Genomic DNA, 18,996 nt, shown 5'->3' on the forward strand with positions numbered 1-18,996 from the left:
CGTCATGCGGGAGGTTTCGATGAACACCGTGCCCAGCCAACGTACGCTGACCGGACGCGCGACGAGCGCGATCCGCGACGTGCTCGCCAGCGGGCCACGCGGACCGCGCTCGCTGCTGCTGTTCGCGGGGCCCGCGGTGATTGCGTCGATCGCGTACATGGACCCAGGCAACTTCGCGACGAACATCCAGGCGGGCGCCGGATTCGGCTACGCGCTGCTGTGGGTCGTACTCGCGGCCAATCTCGTTGCGATGCTGTTCCAGGCGCTGTCCGCGAGGCTTGGCATCGTCACCGGCCGCAGTCTCGCCGAGCTCTGCCGCGAGCAGTTTTCCCGCCCCGCGGTCTACGCGATGTGGGGCGTGAGCGAAGTGGCGGCAATGGCGACCGATCTCGCCGAATTCCTCGGCGGCGCGATTGCCCTCGCCCTGCTCTTCAAGCTGCCGCTGATCGCGGGCATGGCCATCACGGCGATCGTCACCTACGCGATCCTGTTCTTCGAGAAGAACGGCTTCCGCCCGATGGAAATCGTAATCGGCGCGCTCGTCGGCGTGATCAGTCTCTGCTACCTCGCCGAGGTGTTCATCGCGCCCGTCGCATGGGGGCAGGCGGCGCTGCACACGTTCGTCCCGTCGATGCCCGGCGGCGGTGCGCTGACCTTGTCCGCCGGTATCGTCGGCGCCACTGTCATGCCGCACGCGATCTATCTGCACTCAGGGCTGACACAGGGCCGCATAGCCGGCTGCAATGCGCGCGAACGCCGGCTGCTGGTCCGCTTTTCGAACCTGGAGGTGATCGTCGCCCTGTCGATCGCCGGGCTCGTGAACATGGCGATGGTGATCATGGCGAGCGCCGCCTTTCATGCGGGCCATAGCGACGTCGCGGAAATCGAATCCGCATATCACACCCTCACGCCGCTGCTCGGCGCGGGCGCCGCCACCCTCTTCCTGATTTCGCTGCTGAGCTCCGGCGTGTCCAGCTCGGTCGTCGGAACGATGGCTGGCCAGATGATCATGCAGGGCTTCGTCGGCTTTCGCATCCCGGTCTGGCTGCGCAGGCTCGTCACGATGGCGCCTGCGTTCATCGTCGTCGCGCTCGGCGTGAACGCCACGCAGGCGCTGGTCATCAGCCAGGTCGTCCTGTCGTTCGCGCTGCCCGTTCCGATGATCGCTCTCGTGCGCTTCACGCGACGCCGCGACATCATGGGCGAATTCGCGAACGGCCGGATGACCGACATCGCGGCGATCGCGGCCACGGGCGTCATCCTTCTGCTGAACGCTGTCCTGCTGCTTCAGACTTTCGGCGTCGCGCTACCGGGCCTCACTGGCTGAACGGATCGTATCGCGCCGCGCGCCGCGCCGGCAGCGTTCACGAATACGCGCGGCCGTCGTAATCCGTCCATCGTCCCGCGGCGAAATCGTACAGCTTGCAATGACGCGCGGTCGCGAAGTACCAGCGCCACGAGAACGGCTGGATCACGATGCGCTCGGGCAGAAGTGTCTCGAGCTTCGCCTGCGCCTCCTCCAGGCGGTACAGCGGAATGCTCATGTCGAGGTGATGCGCGGTGTGCTCCATGATGTGATGCAGCAGCGCGCCGACATGCCATCGGAAGGTCAGGTGCACGGTGGTCGAAACGAACGGCTGCGCGTTCGCCCATGCGGTCCGGTCGTCGTACCAGCGAATCCGCTCGTGCGTATGGTGCACATAGACGACGAACCCGATCATCGAACACCAGAACAGGAACGGCACGACAAACCCGAACACCATCAGCACGGCCACCGGCTGCCCGGTCGCGACCGCGGCCCATGCGAGCACGCCCAGCCACGCGATGCCGAACGCGGCGACGAGGCAGCAGTCCCGGAAGAACACGGGCCGTCGGGTCGGCATCGCGGTTCTGCGCGGAAAGAACATCCGGCGCCACCAGATCTCGACCATGTAGTAGAGGCCAGGCGCCCAGCCGCTTCGGTAGATGCGCTCCAGCCACCGGCGCGGGCGCGAAAGCGCGCGGAATTCCGCGAGGCTCAGCGGTGCCCAGATGAAATCGAAGCCCTTCAGGTTCGTGTAGCCATGATGCACGACGTTGTGTCCGACTTCCCACAGGCTATACGGTGTCAGGGATGGCAGGAAGGCGATGCGGCCCAGCCATTTGTTGAGCGTGCGGCGTGGCGTGAGGCTCTGGTGGCACGCGTCGTGGCCGATGATGAAAAGACGCCCGATCACGAAGCCAGCAGCGAGTGCGCCGGTCAGTTTGAGCGCTACGCTGCGCGCGAAAACGACCAGCGCGATCAATGCGGCGAACACGACATAATCCAGGAGCAGCAGGACGACCGGATAAGCCGTCGTGCGTCCGGACAGCGATTCGAGCCACGAGCGCAGGATTTTCCGGTGTGGCAGAGGGTCGCCTGGCGGCACGGGCTGGACAGGCATCGTCATGGTTCGGTTTACCTCATCAGAAGAACAGGCGGATATGCAGCAGTGAAAGCGTCAGTAGCAGTGGGACGGTTACAGCAAGGCAACACGTAGCCACGCGCGTCGCCCCGTCGGGACCTTCAACCAGAATGCCGCGGTCCGTATTGACTGCGATCAACATCCGGCGGGATCTAGTCGATGGTGCTGGTCGATGCCGGCGCGCGCGACCCAATCACCCGCTCCAGCGCATCGGGCTGTTCCACCAGAACGCATTGCTTGCCGGTTCGCGAGCAGTAATCCTTCACCCGCCACCAGTCACCGTGACTCACGCATCCGGCCTGACAGATCACGAGGTCGGCGTCCGCCAGCCCTGCGTCGAGCTGTCCGCTATCGGCCGCATCCGTGCGGACAAGCCGCACGCCGGTCGCCGCGAGTGCGAGTTCGGCCTTTCCGGTCGGCGGACGATCCTGACCGATCCAGATCACGACCTTTCTGCGCTCGGTGGGACGCGCCGCGGAGCCATGCGCCGGCGCCGGCCGACGATTCTGGCTGGAAGGCACGCTGGACTCGCCGCGCATCAACGCATGGACCCTGGCCTCGAGCACACGCACCTGCTGCGCAAGGGCGAGCCGCTTCGGCAGTCCCGGAATCGCCGCCCTCACTTCCTCCAGTTCTTCCCGGGCCCACGCGAGCGCGGTCTCCCGGATCATCACCGCCCCACGCAACTGCATCGCCTGGGCCTCCAGTGCCGCGATCTTCCTCGCCTGCTCAACGATGACGTCCGACGCACGCGGCTGCGCACGCCCTGATTCCTGGACCACCCTGCCGTGTTCGTCGCACAGGTGCACCCAGTTCCGATCTGTCGCCGTCATTCCGATCCATCCTCGCTGGCATCAGCGCCGTAAGCTGGTCTTATATTAGCAATGATTCTCATTAACTTGAAGTCTCCCTGCAATGGGCACGTCCCGTTACCTGCCCTTGTCTGGAATCGGGGAACGTTTCTCGATGGCGACGATGCGCTGAGAATGCGCGCGTGCATCTGCATACCAGTGCATCGGGCAAGCCGCCATCTGGGCCATCCAGCACAGTCATGACGAGACCAAACAGACGATGGAAAATCGAGGTCGGATTCGAGGCCGCGCTCCATTCCGTCGAGCACTAAGCAACTGACGCTCAGCCCGCCGCATAAACGCTTTACGTCACGGCGGAATCCGGTTCAGTCGCTCTTTTGCGAGTGGAGCCTGGCATGCGCAAATGTCCGGAAGCTTTGCACCAAAGCGTCCAGCCCCGGCGCGCTCCTTTGGGAATTCCAGATGAAATACCCGCAACGGCGTGGCAGTACCGGCTGATCGATCGCGACGAACGCTACCCCGTCCGCATGTATATCGACGAGTGAATTGAGCACGAATCCGATGCCGATGCCTCGCGACACGAGGTTGATCGTGCTGAGGATATGGGACGACTCCGATACCACGTTGGGATAAAACCCCGCTGCGACGCACAAACCGATCAGCATGTCATAGATGACAGGCGAACTTTCCCGAGACTGCAAGACGAAGGGTTCGTCGCGAAGCTCGGAAATACTGATCCCCTTGCGTCTGGCCAATGCATGGTCAGACGGCACACAAACGACGAAACGGTCCTCGAAGAGCGCGATATGTTCCAGGTCGGTCGGGGGGAGAGGAACAGTGACGAGGCCCGCGTCAAGCCGCGCCGCATGAAGCAGTTCCAATTGCTTCTGGGACGAGACCTCTCGCAATGCGATCTCGATGCCCGGATTTTCTTCCCGGCATTGCGTGATCAATCGTTGGATTTCCTGCCGGAACACTGTTCCGGTAAAACCCATCTCGATCCGACCGGATTTACCGCTGGCCAGCATCCGCGCCATATTTTGCGTGCGGTTCGCCTGGTTGATGATTTCGCGGGCGTACGAAAGCATTTGTTCACCGGCGAGCGTGATTCGCACAGTCTTGTTGTCGCGTTCGAATAAGCGAAAGCCGAAGTCGTATTCCAGTTTGCTGATACTGGTGCTCAACGCGGGCTGGGAGAGGCACAGCCGTTCGGCGGCTCGGCCGAAGTGTGCCTCGTCAGCGAGAGCGAGAAAGTGCCGAAGTTGACGAAGCTCCATGTTCTGGGATCTGGCGGGAACGCCTTGATGTCTGGTGGAAAGCGGCCAAGCCTCACAATAAGCAAAATTTATCGCACCAGTCAAATATCCGATTGGACTGCCCTGTGCCGAGATTTCACAATTCCCGAAACGAGTTTGACGGCAAACGATCAACTACGAACCGCGCATTCTGCGGCATCCGGGTTGCACAATCAAGGAGACGACGTTGAACCGGACCAAAAATCCCACGGAAAGGCCCGCCATGATGAAAGTGGCTGCGGCAAGCTACATCGGCACACTTATCGAGTACTTCGATTTTTTCCTGTTTGGCACGGCAGCAGCACTGATCTTCAACAAGCTCTTTTTTCCTAATCTGAATCCGCTGGTGGGTACGCTCGCATCGTTCGGGGCGTTTGGCGCGGCGTTCGTCTCCAGGCCGCTGGGCGGCATCATATTCGGTCATTTCGGCGACCGGATCGGACGAAAATCGATGCTCGTGCTTAGTCTGCTGGTGGTCGGCCTGTCGACCGGGGCGGTGGGCCTTTTGCCGACATATACCCAGGTTGGCCTACTCGCGCCGGTGCTGCTGGTGTTTTTCCGCCTCACGCAAGGCATCGGTATCGGTGGAGAATGGAGCGGTGCGGTGCTCATGTCGATCGAGCACGCGCCCCCGCGCCTGCGCGCTTTCTACAGCAGCTTCCCGCAGTGCGGAATTCCAGCGGGAGTCCTGCTTTCAACCGCATCGTTTTACCTCGTCGAGAAGCTGCCGCCCGATCAGATGCTGAGCTGGGGATGGCGTGTGCCGTTCATCGGGAGCGCGGCGCTGGTGCTGCTCGGCTTATATATCCGGATGAACATCGAGGAAACACCGGCGTTCACGCAGGTGAAACAGCGCAAGCAGGAGGTGCGCTTCCCAGTCGTCGAAGTCCTGCGCACTTCATTCCGATCCCTGCTGATCAACGTGTGCGTATATGCGTCGCCCGGCGTCCTTTTCTACCTGGCGACCGTATTCATCATTCGCTACGGTGCCGACAGGGGCATTCCGCGTGGCACCATGCTCGGGGCCGTATGCACCGCGTCGTTCGTGCAGATCTTCACCCTTCCGTTGTACGCGATGCTGGCCGACAGGATCGGGCGCAAGCGCGCCCTGATGCTCGGCGCGCTGATAACCATCCTGGGTGCCTTCCCGGCTTTCTGGCTAATCGATACCGGCAAACCGGTATGCGTGTATCTCGCCCTGATGCTCCTGCTTCCGGTTATTCATTCGAGTACGCTGAGCCCGCTCGCGAGCTTCCTGCCTGAACAGTTCGAGACGCGGCTTCGCTATAGCGGTTCCGCCCTCAGCTATCAGTTGGGCGGTCTCATCATGAGCGCGCCCACCCCCTTCGTTGCCATGAGTCTATACGCGTCAACAGGCTCTTCATGGCCGATCGTGCTCTACATCATGATGGGGTCTTTGCTCACGCTGCTTGTCGTGCCGGCGGGACGCGAAACATACCGGGATGCGATCGACGACGTGGCGCGACACGACACGGACGACGTCGGATCGGGTTCGATAGCCGCGTCCGCGGGCATCGGACTGCACCGCTAGGCATACGAAAACGCGTTCAATTGCGCCGGCGTCGTGCGGGTGCGGGCGGCGCTCGCTCCGGCCTGTCTATCCACGCCTCAAGGCGATGCCGTATCCATAGTTGTTTTGCGAATCTTATTTAAACGAATCCAACGAAGGTAATCAGGAAATGAAGATCGGAAAACCAGAGCGATATTTGGATGCCGTCATCATCGGCGCGGGATTTGGGGGAGTCTACGCACTATACAAGTTGCGCAACCTGGGCTTGAACGTATGTGCGCTTGAAGCGGGCGTGGGGATTGGTGGCACGTGGTTCTGGAATCGTTATCCGGCCGCCCGCTGCGATGTCGAAAGTCTTCAATATTCGTACTCGTTTTCACCGGAGCTTCAGGAGGAATGGAAATGGCCGGAGCGCTACAGCGCGCAGCCAGATCTGCTCGCCTATATCAATCATGTCGTGGACAGATTCGAACTGCGGCCGCTGGTCGAGACGAATACACGAGTGACCGCGGCGGTCTTCAACGATGCGACCAACCTCTGGACCGTCGAAACGGACAAGGGAGAAGTAATCCACGCGCAATATTGCATCATGGCGACGGGCAATCTTTCCATTACCAATGTCCCGGCATTCAAAGGCCTCGAGTCCTTCAAGGGAAAATGGTTTCACACGGGGAACTGGCCGCGGCAACGGGTAGATTTCTCCGGTCTGCGCGTAGGCGTGGTGGGAACCGGGTCGTCCGGCATTCAGGTGATTCCGGAGATTGCCAGGGAAGCTGCGCATCTGCATGTGTTTCAACGTACGCCGAATTACTGCGTGCCGGCTGCAAACAGGCCGCTCGACGCGCAAACGGACAGTGCATACAAGAAGAACTATGCCGAAAGGCGCCGGGAAGCACTGGACACGCCATTTTGCATGGGAGGCTTTCCTGCCCCGATACATCGCGCGCTGGACGTGTCCGACGACGAGCGCAATCGCACCTATCAGAAGAAATGGGAATTCGGCGGAGCCGTGAGCTTCCTCTATTCGTACAAGGATCTGCTGATCGACAAACAGGCCAATCATACGGCCGCCGAGTTCGTACGAAAAAAGATTCGGGAAATTGTCAGAAATCCGAATGTGGCGGAACTCCTCTGCCCTATTGACTACCCGATCGGCGCAAAGCGGCTTTGCGTGTCGGATTCATATTACGAAACATACAATCGTGAAAACGTGACGCTGGTCGATGTGCGGGACGCGCCCATCATCGAGATCACCAGTGATGGGCTGCGTACGAAGGCCGCGCATTACGAACTGGATGCGCTTGTTTTTGCGACAGGCTTTGACGCGATCACCGGCGCGTTGTCGGAAATTGAAGTTCGTGGCAGCGGAGGCCGCACGCTCAGGCAGGCATGGGCGGCCGGTCCTCGTTCCTATCTGGGCCTGATGGTGGCCGGATTTCCGAACATGTTCCTGATTACCGGTCCCCAAAGCCCGTCGGTCAAGGCGAACATGGTGTGCGCGATCGAACAGCACGTGAACTGGATCGGGGACTGCCTGAAGTCGATCGAGGCGCGTGAAGCCGTCCGTATCGAAGCAAATCAGGATGCGCAGGACGCGTGGGTGGAGTACAGCAACCGCATCGTCGAAAACACACTTTATCCACTTGCGGAATCCTGGTATTCGGGGGCGAATATCCCGGGCAAACCTCGAAGCTTCGCCCTGTTCGTCGGTGGATTCGAGGCGTTCAGGCACAAGTGCGACGAAGTTGCCGCCAATGGATACGAGGGTTTCGTGATCAGTCAATCCAGCGCCCGTACCCGCATTTCCTCTGAAGCGTAAGGAGACACACGATGGACAATGAACTTTACCAGGAGGGAGACAGTATCAGGCGTGCCGTTCTGGGGACCGAATATGTCACGCAAGCGCGGATGAATGTCGACGAGTTCAGCCAGCCCTATCGGGATTTCGTGACCCAGCACGTCTGGGGTGCGGTGTGGATGCGCCCCGGCCTGAGTCTCAAAATGCGCAGTGCACTCAATGTGGCCGTCCTGTGTGCGCTTGGCCGGGAGCATGAACTGGAGTTGCATATCGGAGGGGCATTGCGCAACGGATTGTCGAAAGAAGAGATCAGGGAGATTTTTATTCAGGTCGGTGCCTATGCGGGTGTTCCGTGTGCCGTTTCTGCATTCAGGGTTGCGAGTCAAGCCTTCGACAAGATGGCTGACGCGGATCCCTCCGTCTGAATGCAAGGAGAAACAGCGTGGACATCGGATTCATTGGACTGGGGCAGATCGGCAGTCCCATCGCCAGGCGACTGTCGGCATCCGCGAATAGACTCGTCGTCTGCGATCGCCAACGCGACGCGTGCGCGCCATTCGAGGAGCAAGGCATCGAAGCCGTCTCGACGGGTATGGAGATCGCTCAACGAGCTTCGCTCATCTTTACCTGCCTGCCTTCGGAGGATTCGCTTCGCGAGGTCGTGCTCGGCCGGCATGGTATCCGGGAAGGCAGCGCGGTGCGTACCGTGGTCGATTTGTCGACGGTCGGCGCCAACGCGGCTGTCGAGCTGGCGCGGGAACTGGAAAGCGTGCACATCGGCTTGCTCGATTGTCCGGTGTCCGGCGGTGTGCAGGGGGCGGAACGCGGAGATCTCACGTTGATGGTCTCTGGTCCGAAACCGGTTTATGAGTCGGTACGCGAAGTCCTTACCTTGATTGGTCGGCCCTTTTTCCTTGGCGAAAAACGCGGCGCGGCCCAGACGATGAAGCTGATCAACAACCTTTTGTCGGCCACGGCATTGGCGGTCACCGCTGAAGCTTTCGTCCTGGGCGAGAAGGCGGGCCTGGATCCCACGATGATGATCGACATCCTGAACAGCGGCACGGGGCGCAACAGCGCGACGCAGACTAAGTTTCCTTGCGCGGTCCTGCCCCGGACTTTTCGCGCCGGCGCAGCCACGGGATTGATGGTGAAAGACGTCTCCCTCTATCTCGACGAGGCGTGTGCCTCCGGCGTGCAATCGGATATCGCCAGTGCGGTTTTCGATAAATGGAAAATGGTGGAATCCATCGCGGGGGCGCAATCCGATTTCACGGAAATCGTACGAGTGCTCGAGCGGCAAGCGGGAATCGGTTTTTCTCATTAGAGGCCCGTGATGCCTTTGCACCCTGCCATTTCCCAATTGATAGAAGCCGAACGGTCCATAGGGAGAAAACGCTTATCCGCGGGAACCGTGCAGGAAGCGCGCGACCAGGTAGAGCGCTCCGCTCAATTGCTGGGGCAAGGCCCCGAGGTATACGCGGTTTCCGATTTGCGCGTACCGACGCGTGATGGCGACATTGATGGTCGATTGCTGCGCACGGGTGAAACGGAACGCGGCTTGATCGTGTATCTGCATGGCGGCGGCTGGATCACCGGGTCGATCGCAAGCTCCGAAGCGCTAGCTCGGCACCTGGCGACGCGCTGCTCCTGCGCGGCGCTGCTTCTCGACTACCGGCTGGCGCCGGAGCATCCCTTTCCGGCGGCTTTCGAGGACGTGCAAGACGCGTTGCGCTGGGCCGGCGTGCATCGTGCCCGTCTGTGCGGGTCGGCTGGACCGCTCGTCATCGCCGGCGATAGCGCTGGTGCCAATCTGGCGACGGCGGCGGCAGCGGAACTCGGACGGTTACTCGACATTGCCCTGCAGGTGCTGTTCTATCCGGTCACGGACACCGATGTCGACAACGGCAGCTACCGGGAATTCGCGGACGGCCCCCGTCTGGGCCGCAACGACATGCTGTGGTTTCTCAAGCATTACGCGCCACCGGAAATGTGGGCGGATCCTCGCATCGCACCGCTGCGCAACCCGCGCCTCGATCAATCGCCTCCGGCATGGATAGCCACGGCCGAATACGATGTCCTTCGCGACGAAGGCGAGGCTTATGCGCGTGAACTGGCGGCGGCGGGCGTGCCCGTGGAACTCGTGCGGTTCGACGGGATGGTGCATGGCTTCGCACGAATGGTCAATTTCGTGGATACGGCGCACCGGGCGATCGACGCAGCGGCCGAAGCCATTCGGCGGCGAATTGCGCCAGGATGAAAATGTCCGGCGCACCCGTTCATATTCAAAAAGCAGCCACCGCAAATAGCCGCGTGGCGTAATCGGAGACGCAGAACATGCTGATGGAAAATAGAACCGCTATCGTTACCGGAGGCGCGGCGGGGATCGGATGGGCCGTGGCGGAGCGCCTCGCCGGCGAAGGTGCAGCAGTCGTGATTGCCGACGTGGACGCGACGCGGGGAAAGGAGAGCTCGGAAAAGATTCGCAACCAGGGAGGAAAAGCGTGGTACTTCGAAACTGATATCTCCGACCCGGCGTCACTGGATGCGTTGGTCGAATTTTCGGCCCGCACGCTTGGAAAAATCGACGTTCTCGTCAACAACGCCGGCGTGACGCGGCGCATCGAGATCCTGGATCTTTCAGTCGAAGAATGGGACTGGATACAAAACATCAACACCCGCGGGATGTTCTTCTGTCTGCAGCGTGTCGCCCGGCATATGAAAGAAACGGGAGGCGGACGCATCATCAACATGTCGTCCATATCCGGGAAAGGATTCAAGGGCGCCTCGAATGCGAGCTATGCCGTGTCCAAGGCGGCGGCCATCGCCGTCGCGCGCGTGGCCGCCGTCGAATTGGGCAAGCACAACATCACGGTCAATGCGGTGTGTCCCGGGCTCACAGCGACAGACCTGCTCAGGCGCTTGACGGCCGCGCATCCTGAGCGGCAAGCCGAACTCGCCGCGGGAACGGCGCTCGGGAAAACAAACGAACCGGCCGACATCGCGGATGCGGTTCTGTTCCTCGCATCCGATATGGCTCGAAACATCACCGGCCAGTCGCTCAACGTCGACTGCGGTCTCGTGTGGGACTAGGAGAAAGGCCGCAACCCTGTTCCCGCTTCTTCTCAAATCCGAAGGAAGGAAACGAATGCTGGACATGCAAACAAAAAACAATGGCGGCCTGCAGATCGGGATCGACGTCGGAGGGACATTCACGGATTTCGTTGCATTTAATCCGCGCGATGACAGTCTTTTTTTCTACAAGGAGCCGTCCACGCCGGACGAGCCCGCCCGCGCGCTCATCGAGGGCCTCTCCGGGCTACTTGAAGCACTCGGGCTAGGCCCGCGGGACATATCGGTCCTGATGCATGGAACCACGATCGGTCTGAACGCCATCATTCAACGGACCGGCGCGCGCATCGGCCTGGTCGTAACGAACGGTTATCGGGATATTCTGGAGATCGGGCGCTGCCGGATGCCGTCGTCGTTCGACTTTCACGCCGAGAAGGAAACGCCGCTGATCCCGCGTTCCCATGTCCTGGAGATCGGCGCGCGCTTCTCGGCCAAAGGAGAGCCGACCGAGTGGCCTGAGCAGGCGCAGATCGAGCGAGTCGGCGCCGCGCTGTCCGCGCTCGACGTCGATGCGGCTGCTCTGGTGCTGATCAACGGCTATGCCAATCCCGAACTCGAAGCCGGCCTGGCGGAATCGCTGTCCATCGCCGCGGGAGGATTGCAAATCACTTCAGCCGCGGCCATCTGGCCGGAAATCCGTGAATACGAGCGCACGCTCGTTGCATGCCTGAACAGCTACATCCAGCCTCTGATGGTCCGCTACTTCGACAAACTGCGGACGGGGCTGCGTGCGCGCGAAGTCGAGGCGCCGATTATCGTAACGGCCTCGAACGGCGGCTCGCTCAGCGCCGGGTCGGCCTTGAAAAGGCCGGTCGAGACGATCCTGTCGGGGCCGGCATCGGGCGTGATGGCCGCGGTACGCCTCGCGCAGTCGACAGGCATGGCCCACATCATCACGTTCGACATGGGAGGCACGTCGTCCGATATCGCGATCGCGTCGGCAGGCGCTCCGGAACTCTCCACGCGGACCGACGTCGGCGGCTTGCCACTCGTTTTGCCCGTCGTCGACGTCAGCGCCATCGGGGCGGGCGGCGGTTCCATCGTATGGGTCGACAAACACGGGATATTGAAAGTCGGCCCACGGAGTACCGGCGCGAATCCGGGCCCCGTCTCATACGGTCACGGCGGTACCGAACCCGCGGTGACGGACTGCTATCTGACGTTGGGCTATATCGACCCGGCCGCCTTCCTCGGTGGCCGGATGCGGCTCGACGCTCAGGCCGCCCGCGACGCGCTCTCGTCGATTGCTCGGAGAATCGGCCTGGACGGCGAAGAGAATTTAGCCGCCCGTGCCGCCGAAGGCGCGCTGGCCGTCACTACGGCGGGGATGGCGAGCGCGCTTTTCAAGACGCTGGCCCAGCGCGGCCTCGATCCGCGCGGCTTCGCGCTGGTGCCGTTCGGCGGCGCCGGCCCGACGCATGCCACCCTGCTGGCCGAGGAAGTCGGCATTCCGCATGTCATCGTGCCTCCCGCCGCTGGTACGTTCTGCGCGATGGGTGCCGCCGCAGCCGATCTACGGCGAGATTTCGTGCGCACGCTGCGCGTGCCGCTGAATCCGCCGAACGTTTGCACGCTCGTGAACGTTTTCGACGTATTGCAGACAGAGGGCGAGGCATGGCTGACCGCCGAAGGGGGTACACGCGAAGGCGTGTCGTTCGAGCGTGCCGTCGACATGCGCTACGTCGGCCAGGCATACGAGCTTCGTGTCCCGCTTCATGACCTGACGATCGATGCCGATACGATCGTGGAAGCATTCCATCGCGAGCATGAGCGAATCTACGGCTTCAGGGACCCGGACGCCAGCATCGAACTCGGCACGGCGCGGCTCGCCGCGACCGGCAAGACGCCCGATTTGCCCGTGCCGACGCTACGGAGCAGCGATGTGCCGGCGACGCCGAAAGGAACGCGGAATATCTTCCAGGATGGCGTATGGGTTGAAGCGACGGTCTACGACCGCGCCGCGCTGGCCGCGTCCCAGTCCATTTCTGGTCCCGCGATTGTCGAACAGCCTGACACGACGGTCGTCATTCGTTCAGGCTGGTCAGCGCGCGTCGACCACGCGGGCAATCTTCATCTCGAAGGTAGAGTCATATGAAACTCGATTCCGTCACACTTGAGATCCTCAATAACAAGGTCGCCGCCATTACCGAAGAGATGTGCCTGACGCTCCAACGTACCGGCCGCACGCTCTACGTCAAGGAGACCGCCGATTTCGCATGTGCGCTGGTAGGGCTCGACGGACGCTTCTTCGCTTATCCGCGCTCGATCGGCATCTCCGGATTCGTCGGGCTGGAGTGCCTGCCGGCGATTCAGGCGGTCGGTCCGCTGGAGCCCGGCGACATCATCTTGACGAATGACCCCTATCGGTCGGAAGGACTCGCGACCCACCTGCCCGATTTCCACATGATCAAGCCGTATTTTCACGAAGGGAAGATCGTGGCCTATGGCTGGTGCTTCGTCCATTGCTCCGATATCGGCGGCCGCGTGCCCTCCTCGATCTCGCCGACCAATGCCGAAATCTTCCAGGAAGGCATCCGCATCCCGCCGGTCAAGTTCATGCGGGCGGGAAAAACCAACGACGACATCTGCACACTCCTCGACGCCAATAGCCGCACGCCGGATGCAAATATGGGCGACATTCGCGCAATGATCGGAACGCTCGCCGCCGGCGAACGACGTATTGCGCAGGTGATAAAACAGCATGGGGTCGATGCGCTTCTGGACGGCCAGCGCGATCTTGTCGCTTATGCCGATATCAAGGCACGCAGCGTCATTTCGACCATTCCGAACGGCACGTACCGCTTCGTCGACTATCTCGACGACGATGCCGTCAGTTCCCTGCCGGTGCGTCTCGCGCTTGCCGTCACCGTGGATAACGGAACCGTGAACCTCGACTTCACCGGTACCGATCCCCAGGTCGCGGCCGCGATGAACATTCCATCGCGCGGCCGTCCCCACTCGTGGCTGACGCTGCGCGTCGTTGCGCTGATTCACACGCTTGACAAGACGGTTCCCGTCAACGCGGGCCTGCTCGGTCCGGTATCCGTCACGGCTCCGCCCGGGACCATCGTGAACCCGGAAGAACCGGCGGCGACAGGTGTGCGCCATGCGGCCGCGACCCGCGTCAACGACGTGCTCAATGGCGCGTTCGGCCTCGCGCTTCCTTCGGTAATGCCCGCGGCGGCGTCCGGCCTCATCGTGCCGGTGGTATTGGCCGAACCCGACGATGCGGGTGGGCACAACGTGCAGGTGCTCGAACCGTTGATCGGCGGAGCGGGAGCGTGGGAAGGCCACGACGGCATAGACGGGCGAGACTGCGGGATCGCTAATCTTGCCAACAATCCCGTCGAAACCGTGGAAGCCGAAATCGCAGTCGAAATAATTCGCTACGCGCTAAGGCCGGATTCCGGCGGTCCCGGCAAGTGGCGCGGCGGCTGTGGCGTCGAACTTACATTCCGTGTCCTCGTGGAGGGTAGCTACGTATTGGCGCGCGGTTTGGAGCGGCTCGTTTTCCGTCCGTGGGGGCGTTGCGGAGGCGGGCCCGGTCAGCCGGGCAGCCTCGTCGTGAACGAAGGCAAGGCGGACGAGCGTCGGTTGGGCAAGATCGACGTCATTGAATTGAGCCGGGGCGACATCGTCAGCTTCCATATGCCGGGCGCCGGCGGCTGGGGCGACCCGTACGAGCGTGATGCGGCGGCCGTTCTGGCCGATGTTCAGAATGGGCTGGTCACGATCGAGGGGGCGCAAAGAGACTATGGAGTCGTCATTCGCGACGACGCGGTCGACCAGATTTCGACGGCCTCCTTGAGGAAAACGGAGCGCGTGCCCAGTCCGGATATTGCATTCGGCCCCGAACGGGAAGCGTGGGACAGCGTATTTTGTGCGGCGCAGATGGATCGCTTCAACGCAATGCTTCTGAAGCAGCCGTTGGCACGGCGGCAGAAATACAGACGTGAGGCGGTAAACGGAATCTTGTCCATGCTGCCGAAAGGGTTCCCGAAGTCGCCCGCGAACGAAGAGAGTATTCGCCTGGCCCGATCCGCGTTCAGCGAACTGTCGAAGACTATTTGATCGATTGTTTGCTGGTAGCGGGGACTTGGGATATGTTCGTGCCAGTAACGGATTTCCGCTAACACCCCGTAGGAGTTATCTAGATGTTCGATTCGCAAAGAATGTCGATGTTGCAGCGTCTGCTGGACAAAGAGGAAATCAGGGAATCGCTTTGTCGATACGCTCGCGGAGTAGATAGGGGCGACTGGGACCTGGTTCGATCTACGTATCATGCGGACGCCTACGATGAGCATGGGGATTATGTAGGTGGCATCGACGGTTTTATTGAATACCTCGATCGCCGGTTCTCGGACATAGACAACTCTGTCCACTTTCTCGGAAACAGCCTGATCGAGTTTTCGGGACCCGACGTCGCGCTGGTTGAAACCTACTTCGTAAGCAGGCGGCTGCGCCCTGCCTCGGAGGTAGACGGCTCGATTGCCGGTCCGGAGGATGCCATAGCCCGTGAGCTTTGGGGACGCTATGTCGATCGCTTCGAACGGCGCAACGCCGAATGGAAGGTCGCCCATCGGACCGTTGTTCGAGAAGCCTTTTCCAGCGCGGTCGCGCTTGGCGGCAGACGGTATGGGAATCACCGGTGGGGACGGCGTGATGGCCAGGACAGGCTATACGAGCTGCGTGCCGAGATTTTCCAGGGTAAATAAGCTGGAGTGCGGACTGCCATCTGTCCGTAAGCGAGTCCTCGGCGCCGTATAGAGTTCGGCGCTGAGTTTGGCTACTTTAGTGCCCACCAAATGGTCCCCAAGGTACGAGTTTCTATGCCTTGTAGGGATTTGGAACCTATCTTTTGACCAGACGCATCAAAGAATTCTCCTTGCGTCGCCGAATTGCGGCGCGGCCAACGAAGTAGATTCTTACCAGAACAAGCAAACAACAGATCCCGATGAATGTAGCACTGAGCGGCTGCTCTATAAATACCGACATAGAGCCGTGAGAGAGCGACAGCGAGCGTCGGAAATTTTCTTCCACCATCGGTCCGAGCACGAAACCGAGCAAAATCGGCGATACCGGGAAATCGAGCACCACGAATATCGCGCCGATGATACCGAACACCAATACCTCGCCGACCTCAAAAAGGCTGTTGTTCGTGCTGTACACACCTATCGCGATGAAAAACAACGCGGCGGGGAACAGATATCTGTACGGAACCTTAAGTACCTTTACCCAAAGCTGAATGAGCGGCACGTTCAGGAGAACCAGCAGTACATTGCCGACCCAGAAACTCGCAATCAACCCCCAGAAGATGTCCGCATGCTCGGTGATCAACTGCGGTCCGGGCTGTATACCTTGAATCAGCAACGCGCCGAGTATGAGCGCCATGACCGGATCGCCCGGAATGCCGAGGCTCATGGTCGGAATGAAATCGACCTGGATTTTCGAGTGCGTCGAGGCTTCCGGTGCCGCCACCCCTTCGAGCGCCCCCTTACCGAAGCGTTGCGGAGTTTTCGACACTTTCTTCTCCAGCGCATATGCAATGAAGGTGGTGATAGTTGGGCCGGTACCGGGCATCGCGCCAAACAGCGTGCCGACAAACGTGCCGCGTACGATAGGGAGGAATGCCTGCCTGATTTCGGCCCAAGACGGACGCATGTCCCGCATGCGCACGTTCATGCTGCTGCCGACTGTCTGAATCCGGTTGACGTTTCGAAGAAATTCCGTCACGCCGAAAAGTCCCAACGCGAGCGCGACCAGTTGCACACCGTCGGCGAGTTGGGGAAAACCGAAATTGAATCGCATTACACCCGTGTTGACATCCGTACCCACCGTGCCCAATAGAAGCCCCACCACCGTCATCGCAACACCCTTGAGGGGTGAACCTCTCGACATCGTTCCGCCGGCCAGCAGACCGAGCAACATGATCGAGAACAATTCCGCGGGACCGAATTTAAACGCGACGTTCACGAGCAGAGGTGACGCGAAGATCATGACGATGATACCCACGGACGCGGCAAAGAACGATGCCATCATCGTGATTCCCAAAGCGGATCCGCCCTTCCCTTTCCGTGTCATTGGGTAACCGTCGAGACAGGTTACCGCGTGTGGAGGATGGCAAGGCAGGTTTAGCAAGATCGCGCCAATTGCGCCGCCGTACTGTGATCCGTAGAAAATTCCCGCGAGCATCAGGATAGCGGGGACGGGATGCATGGTGTAAGTCAACGGCAATAGTAACGAAATCGCAGACAGCGGCCCCATCCCGGGTAGCACCCCTATCAGATTGCCGACAAGCACGCCGAAGAAAGACCACAAAAAATTATGCCACTCGAGCGCGACGCCAAAGCCTTGCAACAAGTCAGCCAGCGAATGTCCAATCATAACTTTTCAGCCCCACGTAAATAGCGGGAATTGCACCTGCAGCGCCCACCAGAAGATGACGATGCAAACGACGGTGATGACTGCGGCAAGCGTCAGCGCGGATCGCCATGTGTTGTCGCGATCGCCAAGCGCGGAGATGAATGTGATCGCAAAAGTCGCGGGCACCAGTCCACCCCACTTCCCCAACACGAGAAATGACATCACGCCCGCCGTGATGCATATCCAGCCGCGCCAGTCCATTCGCTCCGGTGTCTCGTGTACCAGACCTTCATGTTCGGTCTGTGTCCGCGTCCGCTTCGCGGTGCCGGCGATCAATAGTCCGATGAAGCCGAGAATGACGCCAAGGGATACCGGAAAAAATCCAGGACCCATTTCGGTCAGTGAACCCACACTATATTGAATACCATTCACGATGGCACCCACCCCAATTAGAATCATGAGTCCCCCGCCGTAATATTCCCGCTTATATCCGCTAATAAATTGAGACTTGCCGTCACTGCCAGTCATTGCTCGTTCTCCGGATTGACGTCGCTGCGCCGGACATACTCATTTACGGAACCTCTGTAAACGCGCTTATTTCCAGCCAGATCGGTCTTTTTCAATTGATTTTAATATTGGCGGCTTTGACTACCTTCCCGTATTTCTCCTGGTCGTGTTCGATAATTTTCGCGAACTCGGCCGGCGTGGAAATCAGTGTCTGGCCGCCGTTGTCGGATACGAATTTTTGCACGCCGGGCATCGTCAAAGTCTGGTTGATTGCCGCGGACAGCTTGTCGATTACCGGTTGAGGCGTCCCTGCCCGCCCAACTATTCCGAACATCACTTTTACATCCAACGGCGCAATACCAGCTTCGGTGAATGTCGGAACATCGGGGATCAACGGATCTCGCGTCTGGCTATCGATTGCGAGAGGTTTCACCTGATTCGCGCGAATTGCCCCCAGATTGGTGAGCACGCTACCCATCCTCATCTGAATGCGGCCACCGATCAGATCGACCAGCAGTGGTGCCGATCCTTTGTACGGGACATGATTGAGCTTGATACCGTTGTTGTAGCTCATCAATTCCACGGCTAACTGATCTGCCGAACCGACACCCGAGGACCCGTAGTTCACCTTGCCCGGCTGGGCTTTTGCATACGCCAGAAAATCCTTCAACGATTTGACCGGTACCGAATTCCCGACGACCAGCACCAAAGGACTAACTGACAATGTCGAGATTGGCGCGAAGTCCCTGATCGGATCATAGGGCGGTTTGGCCATGATCAACGGATTAATAAGTTCGGCCGGATAGACGGTCAGTTCCAGTGTGTAGCCGTCCGCCGGAAAGCTTTCCAGCGCGAGTGCGCCCACCACGCCATTCGCGCCGGGGCGATTGTCCACCACGATCGGCTGCCCGAGGCGGTCGGCCAGCTTGGCGGCCACGAGCCGACCGAGCAGATCCGTACTGCCGCCCGGTGGGCCGGGGATGATAAGTCTGATCGGCTTGGTCGGATATTCGTCCGCCTTGGCAACGGCAGGAGCAACGGCGATCGCCAACACGAGTGCAGTTAACAATAAACGGGCGGCTCTGAAAATTCCCATGACGTCTCCATGTCGAGT

At 60.4% G+C, this 18,996-nt stretch carries 16 protein-coding genes; 10 read left to right on the forward strand and 6 right to left on the reverse strand.

The window, feature by feature from the left end; genetic code table 11:
- The first annotated feature begins 19 nt into the window (after positions 1-19).
- Positions 20-1,327 carry an Nramp family divalent metal transporter gene (locus QM685_RS17325; RefSeq protein WP_415117599.1) on the forward strand — a complete coding sequence of 436 codons (1,308 nt, stop codon included), beginning with the start codon at positions 20-22 and terminating at the stop codon, positions 1,325-1,327.
- A gap of 37 nt (positions 1,328-1,364) precedes the next feature.
- Here QM685_RS17325 and QM685_RS17330 read toward each other — a convergent pair whose 3' ends face one another.
- The 3 genes from QM685_RS17330 to QM685_RS17340 all read right to left on the reverse strand — a co-directional run bounded on the left by QM685_RS17330 (position 1,365) and on the right by QM685_RS17340 (position 4,533).
- A complete protein-coding gene (locus QM685_RS17330) occupies positions 1,365-2,429 on the reverse strand; it encodes a fatty acid desaturase (protein WP_415117600.1) in 1,065 nt (354 codons plus the stop codon).
- Between the two features lie 167 nt (positions 2,430-2,596).
- The gene (locus QM685_RS17335; protein ID WP_415117601.1) at positions 2,597-3,277 is read right to left on the reverse strand and encodes a DUF2325 domain-containing protein; all 681 of its coding nucleotides are present in this window, start codon (positions 3,275-3,277) and stop codon (positions 2,597-2,599) included.
- Between the two features lie 344 nt (positions 3,278-3,621).
- A complete protein-coding gene (locus tag QM685_RS17340; protein WP_415117602.1) occupies positions 3,622-4,533 on the reverse strand; it encodes a LysR substrate-binding domain-containing protein in 912 nt (303 codons plus the stop codon).
- A 205-nt stretch (positions 4,534-4,738) separates the two neighbouring features.
- On the opposite strand from QM685_RS17340, the gene QM685_RS17345 reads away from it, so the two are divergent.
- The 9 genes from QM685_RS17345 (at position 4,739) to QM685_RS17385 (ending at position 15,727) form a co-directional block, all read left to right on the forward strand.
- On the forward strand, positions 4,739-6,103 hold the full coding sequence (locus QM685_RS17345; protein ID WP_415117603.1) for an MFS transporter: 1,365 nt from the start codon (positions 4,739-4,741) through the stop codon (positions 6,101-6,103).
- A gap of 148 nt (positions 6,104-6,251) precedes the next feature.
- Positions 6,252-7,901, forward strand: a complete 1,650-nt coding sequence (locus QM685_RS17350) for a flavin-containing monooxygenase (protein ID WP_415117604.1) — start codon at positions 6,252-6,254, stop codon at positions 7,899-7,901.
- An 11-nt stretch (positions 7,902-7,912) separates the two neighbouring features.
- On the forward strand, positions 7,913-8,305 hold the full coding sequence (locus tag QM685_RS17355; protein WP_415117605.1) for a carboxymuconolactone decarboxylase family protein: 393 nt from the start codon (positions 7,913-7,915) through the stop codon (positions 8,303-8,305).
- 17 nt (positions 8,306-8,322) lie between these two features.
- Positions 8,323-9,207 carry an NAD(P)-dependent oxidoreductase gene (locus QM685_RS17360; RefSeq protein ID WP_415117606.1) on the forward strand — a complete coding sequence of 295 codons (885 nt, stop codon included), beginning with the start codon at positions 8,323-8,325 and terminating at the stop codon, positions 9,205-9,207.
- 9 nt (positions 9,208-9,216) lie between these two features.
- Positions 9,217-10,140 (forward strand): alpha/beta hydrolase, encoded by a 924-nt coding sequence (locus QM685_RS17365; RefSeq protein ID WP_415117607.1) that lies wholly within the window; start codon positions 9,217-9,219, stop codon positions 10,138-10,140.
- 77 nt (positions 10,141-10,217) lie between these two features.
- The gene (locus tag QM685_RS17370) at positions 10,218-10,973 is read left to right on the forward strand and encodes an SDR family NAD(P)-dependent oxidoreductase (RefSeq protein ID WP_415117608.1); all 756 of its coding nucleotides are present in this window, start codon (positions 10,218-10,220) and stop codon (positions 10,971-10,973) included.
- A 55-nt stretch (positions 10,974-11,028) separates the two neighbouring features.
- On the forward strand, positions 11,029-13,107 hold the full coding sequence (locus QM685_RS17375) for a hydantoinase/oxoprolinase family protein (protein WP_415117609.1): 2,079 nt from the start codon (positions 11,029-11,031) through the stop codon (positions 13,105-13,107).
- The gene (locus tag QM685_RS17380) at positions 13,104-15,083 is read left to right on the forward strand and encodes a hydantoinase B/oxoprolinase family protein (RefSeq protein WP_415117610.1); all 1,980 of its coding nucleotides are present in this window, start codon (positions 13,104-13,106) and stop codon (positions 15,081-15,083) included. The genes QM685_RS17375 and QM685_RS17380 overlap by 4 nt, the downstream gene beginning before the upstream one ends.
- Positions 15,084-15,166: 83 nt before the next feature.
- Complete coding sequence (locus QM685_RS17385) at positions 15,167-15,727, forward strand: nuclear transport factor 2 family protein (protein ID WP_415117611.1); 561 nt, start codon at positions 15,167-15,169, stop codon at positions 15,725-15,727.
- 136 nt (positions 15,728-15,863) lie between these two features.
- On the opposite strand, the gene QM685_RS17390 is transcribed toward QM685_RS17385, so the two are convergent.
- From QM685_RS17390 to QM685_RS17400, 3 genes are all read right to left on the reverse strand, one after another.
- Positions 15,864-17,396, reverse strand: coding sequence for a tripartite tricarboxylate transporter permease (locus QM685_RS17390; protein ID WP_415117612.1), 1,533 nt, complete (start codon positions 17,394-17,396; stop codon positions 15,864-15,866).
- Positions 17,397-17,402: 6 nt separating this feature from the next.
- Complete coding sequence (locus QM685_RS17395) at positions 17,403-17,903, reverse strand: tripartite tricarboxylate transporter TctB family protein (RefSeq protein ID WP_415117613.1); 501 nt, start codon at positions 17,901-17,903, stop codon at positions 17,403-17,405.
- Between the two features lie 91 nt (positions 17,904-17,994).
- On the reverse strand, positions 17,995-18,978 hold the full coding sequence (locus tag QM685_RS17400) for a Bug family tripartite tricarboxylate transporter substrate binding protein (protein ID WP_415117614.1): 984 nt from the start codon (positions 18,976-18,978) through the stop codon (positions 17,995-17,997).
- Between the last annotated feature and the right edge of the window lie 18 nt (positions 18,979-18,996).

This window comes from Paraburkholderia sp. (genome assembly GCF_047605525.1).
GTDB lineage: Bacteria > Pseudomonadota > Gammaproteobacteria > Burkholderiales > Burkholderiaceae > Paraburkholderia.

Bases quoted from the DNA above. Each gene is read 5' to 3' on its own strand.
- QM685_RS17325 (WP_415117599.1), top strand. From the start codon at position 20: ATGAACACCGTGCCCAGCCAACGTACGCTGACCGGACGCGCGACGAGC.
- QM685_RS17375 (WP_415117609.1), top strand. From the start codon at position 11,029: ATGCTGGACATGCAAACAAAAAACAATGGCGGCCTGCAGATCGGGATC.
- QM685_RS17330 (WP_415117600.1), bottom strand. From the start codon at position 2,429: ATGACGATGCCTGTCCAGCCCGTGCCGCCAGGCGACCCTCTGCCACAC.
- QM685_RS17395 (WP_415117613.1), bottom strand. From the start codon at position 17,903: ATGACTGGCAGTGACGGCAAGTCTCAATTTATTAGCGGATATAAGCGG.
- QM685_RS17390 (WP_415117612.1), bottom strand. From the start codon at position 17,396: ATGATTGGACATTCGCTGGCTGACTTGTTGCAAGGCTTTGGCGTCGCG.
- QM685_RS17365 (WP_415117607.1), top strand. From the start codon at position 9,217: ATGCCTTTGCACCCTGCCATTTCCCAATTGATAGAAGCCGAACGGTCC.
- QM685_RS17355 (WP_415117605.1), top strand. From the start codon at position 7,913: ATGGACAATGAACTTTACCAGGAGGGAGACAGTATCAGGCGTGCCGTT.
- QM685_RS17385 (WP_415117611.1), top strand. From the start codon at position 15,167: ATGTTCGATTCGCAAAGAATGTCGATGTTGCAGCGTCTGCTGGACAAA.
- QM685_RS17400 (WP_415117614.1), bottom strand. From the start codon at position 18,978: ATGGGAATTTTCAGAGCCGCCCGTTTATTGTTAACTGCACTCGTGTTG.
- QM685_RS17380 (WP_415117610.1), top strand. From the start codon at position 13,104: ATGAAACTCGATTCCGTCACACTTGAGATCCTCAATAACAAGGTCGCC.
- QM685_RS17340 (WP_415117602.1), bottom strand. From the start codon at position 4,533: ATGGAGCTTCGTCAACTTCGGCACTTTCTCGCTCTCGCTGACGAGGCA.
- QM685_RS17335 (WP_415117601.1), bottom strand. From the start codon at position 3,277: ATGACGGCGACAGATCGGAACTGGGTGCACCTGTGCGACGAACACGGC.
- QM685_RS17370 (WP_415117608.1), top strand. From the start codon at position 10,218: ATGCTGATGGAAAATAGAACCGCTATCGTTACCGGAGGCGCGGCGGGG.
- QM685_RS17350 (WP_415117604.1), top strand. From the start codon at position 6,252: ATGAAGATCGGAAAACCAGAGCGATATTTGGATGCCGTCATCATCGGC.